The 1,144-nt window shown below is 69.1% G+C and carries 1 protein-coding gene; it reads right to left on the bottom strand.

Annotated elements, in window-relative coordinates; genetic code table 11:
* Positions 1-154: 154 nt before the first annotated feature.
* Entirely contained in the window at positions 155-1,069 is a 915-nt protein-coding gene (locus IE98_RS0141520; protein ID WP_030277927.1) for a transposase family protein, read from the bottom strand.
* Positions 1,070-1,144: the final 75 nt, after the last annotated feature.

The raw sequence follows: 1,144 nt of genomic DNA, 5'->3' as shown, positions 1-1,144 counted from the left end.
GCTACGAGATACGCGCCGACCTCCACCTGGGCCTGCTCCAACTCGCCTGCAGCATCATCTGCCTGCGGAAGCTTCGGACCTCATTCTGAAATGATCAGTAACGAGCTGGTGCGTGATTGCGCTGGGGATGTGCCGGCCTGAGCTGGGGCCTTGTTCAGGCGGTGGCGGTGCGGTCGGAGACCAGTGCGGCGATGGCGAGGTAGGTGTCCGGGAGCGTGTCGCGGCGGTGGGTCCAGCGAGTCAGGCCTTTCCATCGCTTGTGGTCGGCGAGGGCGTGTTCCACCGGGATGCGCTGGGAGGAGTGCTGGTGGCGGGCCCGCTCCCGTGCCTCGTGGACTTCCGGCGGGCAGATCTTGTTCGCCTTCCGCGGCGGGGTGACTGCCTGGCCGGGGTGATCCCGCCGAAGCCCCAAGTACCCTTCATCGAGCAGGACTTGGACGCCGGGGAACTGGTGGAACAGGTCGTCGATGCCTTCGCCACGGATGGCGGTGGCGTCGTGCATGCGTCCCGGGCGGAGGTTGCCGGCCCACAGGGTGCGGCCCACCTCGTCGGCGACGACGGTGGCCTTCATGGTGTTCTGCTTCTTTTTGCCGGACACGAAGGCCCGCCGCCCGCCGCGGTGGCCGGCCGGGCGGCGGACCTGGACCTCGGTGGCATCCAGTCGTAGGACCACACCCTCGGCCTGGGCGTAGGCGAAGACGTCTGCGAGGGTCCGCAGCCGGATCCCGGGGCGGTCGGGCACCGCGAAGCCGCGCCGGGCGAGCAGGCCGCGTATCTCGGCGACAGCCCGGGTGATTGTGGAGCGGTCCACGCCGAACAGCAGGCCAAGGACCGCGTGCGGGAGATCGTGTCGCAGATGGATCAGCGTCGCGACCACTCGGTCGGTGAACACCAGCCGGTGCTTGGCGCCCGCACCGGCAGCCCGGCGCCGGACTCCACCCCGGACCGTGTGCCGCCGGCCCTCCACCACCGCCTGCCAGGGCGACGCCAGCTCGGCGATCAGCTCTGCCAAGTGTCGACGCGAGACGCCGGTCAGCATTCGATGCCCGAGGACCGCACGGTTCACCATGATCGACACGACGAAGATCATGCCGTCCGAGGCAGCCATGTCCAACTCGCCGCAATCACGCACCAGCTCGTAAGA

The organism is Streptomyces sp. NRRL B-24484 (assembly GCF_000717715.1).
Lineage (GTDB): Bacteria > Actinomycetota > Actinomycetes > Streptomycetales > Streptomycetaceae > Kitasatospora.
This window is presented reverse-complemented; position numbering and strand designations above follow the sequence as displayed.

Coding starts and splice junctions, on each gene's coding strand:
- IE98_RS0141520 (WP_030277927.1), bottom strand. CDS start 1,069: ATGGTGAACCGTGCGGTCCTCGGGCATCGAATGCTGACCGGCGTCTCG.